The sequence below is a fragment of the Cyanobium gracile UHCC 0281 genome (assembly GCF_034931305.1).
GTDB classification, from domain to species: domain Bacteria; phylum Cyanobacteriota; class Cyanobacteriia; order PCC-6307; family Cyanobiaceae; genus Cyanobium; species Cyanobium gracile_A.
Window position 1 is genome coordinate 113,278 of the sequence record NZ_JAYGHY010000002.1, and the last position, 11,236, is coordinate 124,513.

Annotated in this window: 11 protein-coding genes; 8 read left to right on the forward strand and 3 right to left on the reverse strand. The window is 69.5% G+C overall.

The annotated features are described in order from the left end of the window. Positions 1-3 precede the first annotated feature (3 nt). From carB to VB739_RS01310, 5 genes are read left to right on the forward strand one after another with little or no spacing between them, the layout of a single operon-like run. A complete protein-coding gene (carB, locus tag VB739_RS01290; RefSeq protein ID WP_323355335.1) occupies positions 4-3,327 on the forward strand; it encodes a carbamoyl-phosphate synthase large subunit in 3,324 nt (1,107 codons plus the stop codon). Between the two features lie 23 nt (positions 3,328-3,350). Continuing rightward, the gene (locus tag VB739_RS01295; protein ID WP_323355336.1) at positions 3,351-4,028 is read left to right on the forward strand and encodes a DUF3386 domain-containing protein; all 678 of its coding nucleotides are present in this window, start codon (positions 3,351-3,353) and stop codon (positions 4,026-4,028) included. A 26-nt stretch (positions 4,029-4,054) separates the two neighbouring features. Next, entirely contained in the window at positions 4,055-4,942 is an 888-nt protein-coding gene (locus VB739_RS01300) for an ABC transporter permease (protein WP_323355337.1), read from the forward strand. Between the two features lie 5 nt (positions 4,943-4,947). Beyond that, entirely contained in the window at positions 4,948-5,805 is an 858-nt protein-coding gene (locus VB739_RS01305) for an ABC transporter ATP-binding protein (protein WP_323355338.1), read from the forward strand. After that, entirely contained in the window at positions 5,783-6,799 is a 1,017-nt protein-coding gene (locus VB739_RS01310) for an ABC transporter substrate-binding protein (RefSeq protein WP_323355339.1), read from the forward strand. Before VB739_RS01305 ends, VB739_RS01310 begins: the two co-directional genes overlap by 23 nt. Before the next feature lie 18 nt (positions 6,800-6,817). Here VB739_RS01310 and VB739_RS01315 read toward each other — a convergent pair whose 3' ends face one another. Next, positions 6,818-7,039, reverse strand: a complete 222-nt coding sequence (locus VB739_RS01315) for a DUF6447 family protein (protein ID WP_323355340.1) — start codon at positions 7,037-7,039, stop codon at positions 6,818-6,820. A 39-nt stretch (positions 7,040-7,078) separates the two neighbouring features. Further along, the gene (locus VB739_RS01320) at positions 7,079-8,818 is read right to left on the reverse strand and encodes an ABC transporter ATP-binding protein (RefSeq protein WP_323355341.1); all 1,740 of its coding nucleotides are present in this window, start codon (positions 8,816-8,818) and stop codon (positions 7,079-7,081) included. A gap of 39 nt (positions 8,819-8,857) precedes the next feature. Here VB739_RS01320 and VB739_RS01325 point away from each other — a divergent pair, with 39 nt between their 5' ends. The 3 genes from VB739_RS01325 to folP all read left to right on the forward strand — a co-directional run bounded on the left by VB739_RS01325 (position 8,858) and on the right by folP (position 10,717). Continuing rightward, complete coding sequence (locus tag VB739_RS01325; RefSeq protein WP_254992042.1) at positions 8,858-9,076, forward strand: RNA-binding S4 domain-containing protein; 219 nt, start codon at positions 8,858-8,860, stop codon at positions 9,074-9,076. 10 nt (positions 9,077-9,086) lie between these two features. Then, on the forward strand, positions 9,087-9,848 hold the full coding sequence (tpiA, locus tag VB739_RS01330) for a triose-phosphate isomerase (RefSeq protein ID WP_323355342.1): 762 nt from the start codon (positions 9,087-9,089) through the stop codon (positions 9,846-9,848). Positions 9,849-9,916: 68 nt separating this feature from the next. After that, positions 9,917-10,717, forward strand: coding sequence for a dihydropteroate synthase (gene folP, locus VB739_RS01335; RefSeq protein ID WP_323355348.1), 801 nt, complete (start codon positions 9,917-9,919; stop codon positions 10,715-10,717). 14 nt (positions 10,718-10,731) lie between these two features. On the opposite strand, the gene VB739_RS01340 is transcribed toward folP, so the two are convergent. Continuing rightward, positions 10,732-11,010 carry a hypothetical protein gene (locus VB739_RS01340; protein WP_323355343.1) on the reverse strand — a complete coding sequence of 93 codons (279 nt, stop codon included), beginning with the start codon at positions 11,008-11,010 and terminating at the stop codon, positions 10,732-10,734. Positions 11,011-11,236 lie beyond the last annotated feature (226 nt).

An 11,236-nucleotide genomic window follows, 5' to 3' on the forward strand; every position in this document is an offset into this window, starting at 1 on the left:
CCTATGCCCCGCCGCACGGATCTGAGGCGCATCCTGCTGCTGGGGTCGGGACCGATCGTGATCGGTCAGGCCTGCGAGTTCGACTATTCCGGCACCCAGGCCTGCAAGGCCCTGCGGGCCGAGGGCTACGAGGTGGTGCTGGTGAATTCCAACCCGGCTTCGATCATGACCGACCCGGACCTGGCGGATCGCACCTACATCGAGCCCCTGACCCCTGAGGTGGTGGCCCGGGTGATCGAGGTGGAACGCCCCGATGCCCTCCTGCCCACCATGGGGGGCCAGACCGCCCTCAATCTTGCCGTCGCCCTGGCCGAGAACGGCACCCTGGCCGCCTACGGCGTCGAACTGATCGGCGCCGACCTCGCGGCGATCCGCAAGGCGGAAGATCGCTTGCTGTTCAAGGAGGCGATGGCCCGCATCGGCGTGGCCGTCTGCCCGTCGGGGATCGCCAACGACCTGGAGGAGGCCATCCGCGTCGGCGAGGACATTGGCACCTATCCGCGCATCATCCGCCCCGCCTTCACCCTGGGGGGATCCGGCGGCGGCATCGCCTACAACCCCGAAGAATTCCAGGCTTTCTGCAAGAGCGGCCTGGAGGCCAGCCCCGTCTCCCAGATCCTGATCGAGAAGTCGCTGCTCGGCTGGAAGGAGTTCGAGCTTGAGGTGATGCGTGACACCGCCGACAACGTGGTGATCGTCTGCTCGATCGAGAACCTCGATCCGATGGGGGTCCACACCGGTGACTCGATCACCGTCGCCCCGGCCCAGACGCTCACCGACCGGGAATACCAGCGCCTGCGCGACCAGTCGATCGCCATCATCCGCGAGATCGGTGTGGACACCGGCGGCAGCAACATCCAGTTCGCCATCAACCCCGCCAACGGCGACGTGGTGGTGATCGAGATGAACCCCCGCGTCAGCCGCAGCTCGGCCCTGGCCAGCAAGGCCACGGGCTTCCCGATCGCCAAGATCGCCGCCCGGCTGGCGGTGGGCTACACCCTCGACGAGATCGTCAACGACATCACCGGGGCCACGCCGGCCTGCTTCGAGCCGACGATCGATTACGTCGTCACCAAGATCCCCCGCTTCGCCTTCGAGAAGTTCCGTGGCTCGCCGGCGGTGCTCACCACCTCGATGAAGTCGGTGGGGGAAGCCATGGCCATCGGCCGCAGTTTCGAGGAGTCCTTCCAGAAGGCCCTGCGTTCCCTGGAAACGGGCCATGCCGGCTGGGGCTGCGACCGCCCCGACCATCCCCTGGATCCGGCTGACCTGGAGCGCCAGCTGCGCATTCCCTCCCCCGACCGGATCCATGCGGTGCGCGCCGCCATGGTGGCTGGCCGCAGCGACGACGAGATTCACCGGCTCAGTGCCATCGATCCCTGGTTCCTGGCCAAGCTGCGCCGCATCCTGGCGGTGGAAACCACCCTGCTGAAGGGACGTTCCCTGGAGGCCATCGACGCCGGCGACGTCCTGGAGCTCAAGCAGACCGGCTTCTCCGACCGGCAGATCGCCTGGGCCACCGGCAGAGACGAGCTCGCCGTGCGGCGCCGGCGCCAGGCCCTGGGGGTGCGGGCTGTCTTCAAGACCGTCGACACCTGCGCCGCCGAGTTCGCCTCCTCGACGCCGTACCACTACGCCACCTACGAGCGTCCCCTCGAGCGGCTCGAGGCCGACGGTTCCCTCACCGTCCTCGCCCCCGAGGACGAGGTGACCCCCGAGACCCGCCGCAAGGTGATGATTCTGGGTGGTGGGCCCAACCGCATCGGCCAGGGCATCGAGTTCGACTACTGCTGCTGCCACGCCTCCTTTGCCCTGCGCGGGGCTGGCTTCGCCACCGTGATGGTCAACAGCAACCCGGAAACCGTCTCCACCGACTACGACACCAGCGATCGCCTCTACTTCGAGCCCCTCACCCTCGAAGATGTGCTCAACGTCATCGAGGCGGAGAAGCCCGAGGGGGTGATCGTCCAGTTCGGCGGCCAGACGCCCCTGAAGCTGGCGTTGCCCCTGCTGCGCTGGCTGGCGAGCGAGGAGGGCCGCGCCACCGGCACCCGCCTCTGGGGCACCTCACCGGAATCGATCGACCTGGCGGAGGACCGGGAGCAGTTCGAGGCGATCCTGCGGCGCCTGGAGATCCGCCAGCCCCGCAATGGCCTGGCCCGCAACGACGGGGAAGCCCGGGCGGTGGCGGCGGCCGTGGGCTATCCCGTGGTGGTGCGTCCCAGCTATGTGCTCGGCGGCCGCGCCATGGAGGTGGTCTTCGACGAGGAGGAGCTCAACCGCTACATGGTGGAAGCCGTGCAGGTGGAACCCGACCACCCGGTGCTGATCGACCAGTACCTGGAGAACGCCATCGAGGTGGACGTCGATGCCCTCTGCGACCGGGAAGGAACGGTGGTGATCGGCGGCCTGATGGAGCACATCGAACCGGCCGGGATCCACTCGGGCGATTCCGCCTGCGCCCTGCCGTCGGTGTCCCTGGGGCCCGAGGCCCTGGCCACGATCCGCCGCTGGAGCTCGGACCTGGCCCTGGCCCTGGAGGTGCGCGGCCTGATCAACCTGCAGTTCGCGGTGCAGAACGATGGTGCCGGCAACGAAACCGTGTTCATCATCGAAGCCAACCCAAGGGCCTCGCGCACCGTCCCGTTCGTGGCCAAGGCCACCGGCGTGCCCCTGGCCAAGATCGCCAGCCAGCTGATGGCCGGCCGCACCCTAGCGGAGCTGGGCCTGCTGGCCGAGCCCCAGCCGCCCCGCCAGACCGTGAAGGAGGCGGTGCTGCCCTTCAAGCGCTTCCCGGGCGCCGACACCCTGCTGGGCCCGGAGATGCGCTCCACCGGCGAGGTGATGGGGATCGCCGCCAGCTTCGGCCTGGCCTACGCCAAGGCCGAACTGGCCGCCGGCGAACCTCTGCCCACCGCCGGCACCGTGTTCCTCTCCACCCACGACCGCGACAAGCCCGCCCTGGTGCCGGTGGCCCGGAATCTTCTGGCGGCGGGCTTCGCTCTCACCGCCACCGCCGGAACCGCGGCGATGCTGGCCGAAGCGGGTCTGGCGGTGGAACCCGTGCTCAAGGTGCATGAGGGCCGCCCCAACATCGAGGATGCGATCCGCTCTGGACTGGTGCAGCTGGTCGTGAACACGCCGGTGGGGCGCCAGGCCGCCCACGACGACCGCTATCTGCGCCTGGCGGCCCTCGACTACGCGGTGCCGACGGTCACGACGATGGCGGCGGCGAGGGCCGCGGTGGAGGCCATCGCCGCCCTGCAGCAGCAGCAGCAGGTGGAGGTGGCCGCCCTGCAGGACATCCACCCACCCTGGGTAGGGTGATCGCCCGATCGTCCCTTTCCCCCGTGACCAGCACCCTGGCCGCCCAGCCCGTCGCCCCCGGCACCGACCTGCGCGACGTCTTCCGCGCCGCTTATGAAAACCGCTACACCTGGGAGCCGGGTTTTGGCGGCTATGGCGGCCGCTGCGTCTGGGAGCAGGACGACCGGTGCCTCGAAGGCACCTTCCAGGTGGGCGCCGACCTCAAGGCGGTGGTGGAGGGCATCGCCGATGAAGAGGTGCACAAGGCCGTCGCCTCCCAGCTGTGGGAAGTGGCGATCCACCGGGTGCGCCGCCCTTTTGACCAGACCCACGGCGCCAACACCTTCACCGCCGGCGACACCGATGCGGTGGGCACTGAGGTGATCATGGGCGGCAAGGCCGAAGGCGACCGCTACCGCATCAAGGACAACGTGGTGACGATGGTGCACCGCCACATCCACGGCACCGTGGTGACGATCTTCACCGAAAGCACCACCGACACCGGCAGCGGCTACCTGAGCCACAGCTACACCAGCCGCTACAGCGACCCCGCCACCGGTGAGGCCCGAGGCGGCACCAGCCGCTTCACGGACACCTTTGTACCCCTGGCGGGCGTGGGCCCCTGGGTGTTGAGCGAGCGGGTGGTGGAGACGGACGCCCACGGCGACACGCCTGCCGGCCGCCAGGTGTTTCGCTTCGAGGATCTCGCCCCCTTGGGTTAAGGGCGGGCAACGGCCACAATGCGCCGATGCTCTCCCTCTGGCTCGGCGCCTACGACCAGGGCCTGGCCTATGCCGGCCTGGCCCTGGGCACCTACCTGACCCTGCGCGTCCTCAACTTCCCGGACCTCACCGTTGACGGTTCCTTCGCCCTGGGGGGCGGCACGGCGGCGATGCTGATCAGCCAGGGCACACCGGTGCCCCTGGCCCTGGGTCTGGCGATCCTGTTCGGCTGCCTGGCGGGGCTGGTCACCGGCCTGATCCACACCCGACTGGGGGTGAACGATCTGTTTGCCGGCATCCTGACCACCACCGGCCTCTACTCGATCACCCTGCGCCTGATGGGGCGCTCCAACATTCCCCTGCCGGAGACCCCGGCGGGGATCCAGGCCCTGCCGGACCTTGGCCTGGGGCTGGATGGCCGTTGGGCCGTGGGGCTCACCCTGGCGATGCTGGGCCTGATCCTGCTGATCAGCCTGCTGATGGCCACCGATGTCGGATTGGCCCTGCGGGCCCTGGGCGACAACCCCACCATGGCCCGCGCCAACGGCATCAACCAGCGCCGGGGACTCACCGTGGGCATCGCCGCCGCCAACGGTCTGGTGGCCCTGGCCGGCGCCCTGGTGGCCCTGTACCAGGGCTTCGCCGACGTGACCATGGGCATCGGCTCCCTGATCCTCGGCCTGGGCATGGTGATCATCGGCGAATCGGTGCTGCGGCCCCGCTCCGTGCCCTGGGCCCTGCTGGCGGTGGCGCTGGGGGCGATCCTGTTCCGCACCATGATCGCCATCGCCCTGCAGCTGGGTCTGGAGCCGGTGGACCTCAAGCTGGCCACGGCCTTGCTGCTGCTTGTCGCCCTGGCCTTCGGCCGGCTGCGGATCCCCGGGCTCTCCGACCACGGCAGGTTGGAGCAATGAACCCCATGGCCCCGGGTCTTTCCGCTCCTGGACTCAGCGTCGAGGACCTCAGCTGGGGCCATACGCTGCCGGGCTCGGGCTGGCGGCAGTTGTTCCGCTCCTTTTCGCTCACCTGTCCCCGGGGACAGTTTCTGGTGCTGATCGGCAGCAACGGGTCGGGCAAGTCGACCCTGCTCAACCTGGTGGCTGGCACCCTGCCCGCCGCCAGCGGCCGGATTCATCTGGGAGGCCGCCCCCTGCATCGCCTGCGGGATCACCAGCGGGCCCGCTGGATTGGCCGGGTGATGCAGAACCCCCTGGAGGGCACCTGTCCGGGACTGACGGTGGCCGAAAATCTGCGCCTGGCTGAGCGGCGCCATCGGCCGGCCTTTCTTGCCGGCGGGGCGCTGCTGGGGGCCCTGGGCGGCCTGCATCCCGATGGAGCCGATCGGCGGCGCTACCGCGAGCTGCTGGGCGACCTGGGCCTGCCCCTGGCGGATCGCCTGGATGAGCCGGTGGGCCAGCTCTCCGGCGGCCAGCGCCAGACCCTCAGCCTGGTGATGGCCACCCTGGGGTCGCCCGATCTGCTGCTGCTCGATGAGCACACCGCCGCCCTCGATCCCCGCGCCGAGGCCACGGTGATTGAGCTCACCAACCGGCTGATCCGCCAGCTCGGCACCACGGCCCTGATGGTGACCCACAGCCTCGAGCAGGCCCTGGGCCACGGCGATCGGCTGGTGATGCTGCACGACGGCCGCCCCATCGGTGACTGGAGCGCTGCAGAACGTGAAGCTCTCGATCCGCCGTCCTTGCGGGCGATGTATGGCGCCGCCACAGTGAAAGAGGCCCCTTGCACCGTCCATGATGGGTCTCCAGCGCCGTGAATTCCTGAGCCTGGTGGGGGTGGGGGCGCTGGGCACGCTGGTGTTGTCCGCCTGCGGAAAACTGGGGGGCGGCACCCGGGTGAAGGGGCCCACCATCGGTCTGCTCCAGATGGTGGACGCTCCGCCACCGAACAACACCCGCAAGGGCTTCGAAGCGGCCCTGGCCGCCGCCGGCTACATCCCCGGCAAGACGGTCAACCTGATTCAGAAGGACGCCGCCGGCGAACTGGCCAACACCACCTTGGTCATGAAGCAGTTCGTGGGCGACGGGGTGGACATGATCCTGGCGGTGGGAACGCCGCCGCTGCAGGCCGCCATGAAGGTGGCACCCGAGACCACGCCGGTGATCTTCTGCTACTGCTCCAACCCCTGGGGGGCCGGGGCGGGGACACCGCCCGGAGGCGTCGGCCAGCACCGCCCCAACGTGGTGGGCACGATCGGCACCAATCCTGTTGGCAAGGAACTCGATCTGGCGCGCCAGATTGACCCCAAACTCAGCCGCGTCGGCCTGATCTTCAACCCCGGCGAGCCCAACTCGGAGTACGAGGCCAAGGTGCTCAGGGCGGAGGCGGCCAAGCGCGACATCACCGTGGTGGAGCAGTCGGTGGCCAACTCCGGTGAGGTTCTGCAGGCCGCCCAGGTGCTGGCCCAGAAGCAGGTGGACGCCTTCGTGAAGATCGGGGACTACGCCACCATCCAGGGGTTCGGCTCGATTGCCAAGGTGGGTCTCGAGAAGAAAATTCCCGTGTATTCGGTGGATGCCGACGACATCAAGCTGCCGGGCTGCCTGGCCACGGTCGGGTGGTCCTACTTCGACGATGGTGTTGCCGCCGGCAAGCTGGCGGTGCGGGTGCTCAAGGGGGAATCCCCCGCCACCATGGCCTTTGAGCCCCTCACCAAAACCGAGATGCTCCTGAACAGAGCCACCGCGGCGGCCATCGGTGTGACCCTGCCGGAGGAGCTGCTGAAGCAGGCCAAGGAGGTGGTGGGCTGAGGCCCGGCCTGCCCTGGGTCAGGGCAGTGGCGTGATCGTTTTCAGCTTGTCGTTGAGCTGGCTGGCCATCGCCTGGCGGCCCACGGCCAGCACCTTCAGGGTGTCTTCATGCATGCGCAGCTGGGCATCGGCCACCTGCATCCCTCGCACCAGTTCCTTGACGTCCTCCGGCAGGCCGTTGAGGTCGTAGCGCAGGCCCTCGAAGGTCAGCACGGGCGGTTGCTGGCTGGGAGTTTCCAACGGGGGAGGAGCAATTGGACAGGAGCCTAGGTGGCGGACTCAGGCCTCCAGGCGGATGAACTGGCGTTCGCACAGCTCCCGGTAGCGGCCGCCGCTGGCCATCAGCTCATCGTGGCTGCCCTGCTGGACGATGCGGCCGCCGTCGAGCACGACGATCAGGTCGGCCTCCTGCACGGTGGCCAGCCGGTGGGCGATCACCAGCACGGTGCGACCGGCCATGGCCTGCTGCAGGCCCTGCTGCACCGCTTCTTCGGCCTCCGCATCCAGGGCGCTGGTGGCCTCGTCGAGGAGCATCACCGCCGGGTTGCCCAGCACGGCCCGGGCGATCGCCAGCCGCTGCAGCTGGCCACCGGAGAAGTTGCTGCCCCGTTCCTCGAGGCGGCTGTCGTAGCCGCCGGGGAGGCTTTCGATGAAGTCCGCCGCATTGGCCAGCCGGGCGGCCTGGCGGATCTGTTCGCTGCTGGCGGGGCGCCCGAAGGCGATGGCTTCGGCCACCGTGCCGGAGAAGACGCTGCTCTGCTGGGGCACCAGGGCCACGGCGCGGCGCAGGTCCCGGGCCCGCAGGTCGGCCAGGTTCTGGCCATCGAGCAGCACCCGGCCGCTCTGGGCGGTGTTGAAGCGCAGCAGCAGCGAAAACAGGGTGCTTTTGCCGGCACCGGAGGGACCCACCAGGGCCACCACCTGGCCCGGACGGATGTGGAGATCGAGCTGGCGCAACACCGGGCTGCCGCCCTCGTAGCCGAAGCTCACCCCGTCCAGCAGCAGCTCCCCGGAGACGCTCCCCAGGGGCTTAGCGTCGGCGTGGTCGGGCGGTTCCACCGGCTCGTTCTCGATCGCCCGCAGCCGCTTCAGCGAGGCCTGGCCCTGCTGGAACTCGTTGAAATTGGTGGTGAGGTGGGAGATCGGATCGATCAGCATCAGCAGGGCGGCCACGTAGCTGCTGAATCCCTGGCTGTCGAGGCCGCCGGCCTTGATCCGCGCCGCCCCGATCAGCAGCACCGAGAGGATGCCCGCCGCTTCGATGAAGCCAACCACCGGGTGCTGCAGGGCCAGCAGTTCCAGGGTGCGGTACTTGGCGCGGCGGTGCAGGTCGATCTCGGTGTCGAATCGCTGCTGCAGCCAGGGTTCGGCGGCGAAGGCCCGCACCAGGGGCAGACCGCCGATCGCCTCGCCCAGCAGGGCCGCCAGATCACTGACCTGCTTCTGGCTGCGCTCGGCGGCGTTCATCACCCGGGCCCCGAAGGCGCTCACCATCAGGGCCACCAGCGGCGCCAGCAGCAGGGTGGCCAGGGCCAGGGGCCAGTCGAGCCAGATCATGTAGCCCAGCACCACCACCAGCTGCAGGGCGCTGGGGGTGGTGTCCTGGATCGTCTTGTAGATCACCTCACCCACCCGGTCGGCGTCTTCGGTGAGCCGGTAGGTGAGATCGCCGGCGGAGAGCTTCTCGAGGGCGCCGAAGTCGAGCCGCTGCAGGCGGGCGAACAGCTGCCGCCGCAGCTCCTGGCTGACCCGCAGGGCCGGACCCGCCAGCAGGGTGTCCTGCCCGAACTGGGCAATCTTCTGCACCAGGAACACCGCCAGAGCCGCGGCCACGCTGCGCAGCACCTTGGTGAAATCGCCGGCGCCGATGGCCGGGATCAGCTGGCCCGCCAGCCAGGCCAGCAGGGGCCAGCAGCCCACGAACACGAGCATGCACAACCCCCCGAGCAGCAGGGCTCGCCGATGGGGCTTCAGCAGCGGCCAGAGCCTGCGGAAGCCGGCCGGCGAGGGTGCAAGCATCGACGAACCCTATCAGCGCTCTTCGGGCGTCCCCTGACGGTGAAGCTGGATCAGTTCCTCAAATGGCAGGGCCTCGTCGGCACCGGCGGCGAGGCCAAGCAGCGCATCCAGCGTGGCGATGTGACCGTGAACGGCACGATCGAGACCCGGCGCGGACGCCAGCTGGCCCCTGGCGACGCGGTGGCCATCGACGGCCGCGAGGTGCTGATGCTCTCCCCTCGCCTGGGCCGTGGGGGCGATGGCGGCATCACGCCTTAACCTCGCTTGAATGTCGCCGCCAGGAGACCACGTGCGCAAGGCCGTCATCGCAGGCAACTGGAAGATGCACATGACCTGCGCCCAGGCGCGGGCGTTTGCGGCCAGCTTCCGGCCCCTGATCGCCGATCTGCCCGATGACAGGGAGGTGGTGCTAGCTCCTCCGTTCACGGCCATCCCCACCCTTTGCCGTCACCTGGCCGGCGCCGGTGTCGCCATTGCCGGCCAGAACGTCCACTGGGAGGAGAGCGGCGCCTACACCGGCATGATCTCCGCCCCGATGTTGCTGGAGCACGGAGTCACCCACGCGATCGTGGGCCACAGCGAGCCGCGCAAGTACTTCAGCGAAACCGACGAGCAGATCAACCTGCGGGCCCGCACGGCCCAGAAGACGGGTCTGATTCCGATCCTGTGCGTCGGCGAGAGCGACGACCAGCGCGAAGCCCGTGAAACCGAGCGGGTGATCCACCGACAGGTGGAGCAGGGGCTGGAGGGTGTCGACCCCTTGCGCCTGATCGTGGCCTATGAGCCCATCTGGGCGATCGGCACCGGCAAGACCTGCGCCGCCGAGGAGGCCAACCGCATCTGCGGTCTGATCCGCGGCTGGGTGGGCCACCCCGAGGTGGTGGTGCAGTACGGCGGTTCGGTCAACCCCGCCACCATCGACATGCTGATGGCCCAGAGCGACATCGACGGCGTGCTGGTGGGTGGCGCCTCCCTCGATCCGGTCAGCTTCGCCCGCATCGCCAACTACCAGGTGCCGGTGCCGGCCTGAACGCCGTGGGCGTCGCCCCGCCTGCGGCCACACCGCCCGGTTTCCGCTGGGGGGATCGCACTCTTGTGATGGGGGTCCTCAACCTCACCCCCGATTCCTTCAGTGACGGCGGCCGATTCGAGGCCCCTGACGCCGCGGTGGGGCGGGCCCGGCTGCTGCATCGCCAGGGGGCCGACCTGCTCGACCTTGGGGGTCAGAGCACCAGGCCAGGGGCGCCCGAGGTCGGTGCCGAGGTGGAGATCGCCCGGGTGCTGCCCGGCCTGGGGCGGATCCTGGCGTCCCTGCCCCCCCCGGCGGCCGGCGGTCCCCTGCTTTCGATCGACACCTTCCTCGCCCCGGTGGCTGAAGCGGCCCTGGCGGCCGGTGCCCACTGGATCAACGACGTCAGTGCCGGCCGCCGTGATCCCGCCCTGCTGACGGTGGTGGCGGCCGCCGACTGCCCCTGCGTGCTGATGCACAGCCGTGGCGACAGCCACACGATGGACGCCCTGGCCCGCTACGGCGACGTGGTCGCCGAGGTGCGCAAAGAGCTGTTGCGCGCCACTGACCGGGCCCTGGCGGCGGGGGTGCGTCCGGAGCGGATCCTCTGGGATCCGGGGCTGGGTTTCGCCAAGACCACCGCCCACAACCTCAGCCTGCTGCGGGGCCTGGCCCTGTTGCGGGCGGAGGGTTTTCCCCTGCTGGTGGGGCCCTCCCGCAAGCGGTTCATCGGCGAGGTGCTGGCCGAGCCCCGCCCCCGGGCCCGCCTGTGGGGCACAGCGGCGGTCTGCGGCCAGGCCATCGCCGCCGGTGCCGATGTGCTGCGGGTGCACGATGTCGGCCCGATCGTGCAGACGGCCCGCATGGCCGATGCCCTCTGCCGCTCCTGATCCCGGCCGACCGATCAGTCCGGCAGGTCCTCCTGTCGTCCCGTCAGCAGGGTCTGCACCATCAGCCGCAGGGTCGTCCGGTTGCCGCCGGCGGCCCGCCAGCTTTCCAGCCACTGGAGCAGGGGCGAGGTCGTCTCCGCGTCGTCGCTCTGGCCGATGCCCAGCCGTTCCAGGAAGGCGCTGGCATCGTCGAGGCAGGAGCCCCCCTCGCCGAAGCCATCCAGCAGCGGATCAAGCGCGGCCAGCAAGGTCTCCAGTTCGGCGGTGCTCAGCTCCGGCAGAGGCTCGATCATCGAAGCAGGCTGGGGCGGCGTTGCCGTTCATCGCCCCCAGCATGACGCCTGGACGGCGTTTTCCCGCCGGCCCGCGGCGGCCGCCCGACGCCGACGCCCCTAGGAGTCTGTCGCGCATAGACCAGCGCCCAAGCCCTCCACAGCCGCTCCTAAATCTGCCCAAATCCCTTTGACTGCAATGGTTCTCAGCCGCACAATGGGGCATGGTCAAGCCCAAGTCCTTCCG

Bases quoted from the DNA above. Each gene is read 5' to 3' on its own strand.
- carB (WP_323355335.1), top strand. From the start codon at position 4: ATGCCCCGCCGCACGGATCTGAGGCGCATCCTGCTGCTGGGGTCGGGA.
- VB739_RS01300 (WP_323355337.1), top strand. From the start codon at position 4,055: ATGCTCTCCCTCTGGCTCGGCGCCTACGACCAGGGCCTGGCCTATGCC.
- VB739_RS01305 (WP_323355338.1), top strand. From the start codon at position 4,948: ATGGCCCCGGGTCTTTCCGCTCCTGGACTCAGCGTCGAGGACCTCAGC.
- VB739_RS01310 (WP_323355339.1), top strand. From the start codon at position 5,783: ATGATGGGTCTCCAGCGCCGTGAATTCCTGAGCCTGGTGGGGGTGGGG.
- VB739_RS01320 (WP_323355341.1), bottom strand. From the start codon at position 8,818: ATGCTTGCACCCTCGCCGGCCGGCTTCCGCAGGCTCTGGCCGCTGCTG.
- tpiA (WP_323355342.1), top strand. From the start codon at position 9,087: ATGTCGCCGCCAGGAGACCACGTGCGCAAGGCCGTCATCGCAGGCAAC.
- folP (WP_323355348.1), top strand. From the start codon at position 9,917: ATGGGGGTCCTCAACCTCACCCCCGATTCCTTCAGTGACGGCGGCCGA.
- VB739_RS01340 (WP_323355343.1), bottom strand. From the start codon at position 11,010: ATGATCGAGCCTCTGCCGGAGCTGAGCACCGCCGAACTGGAGACCTTG.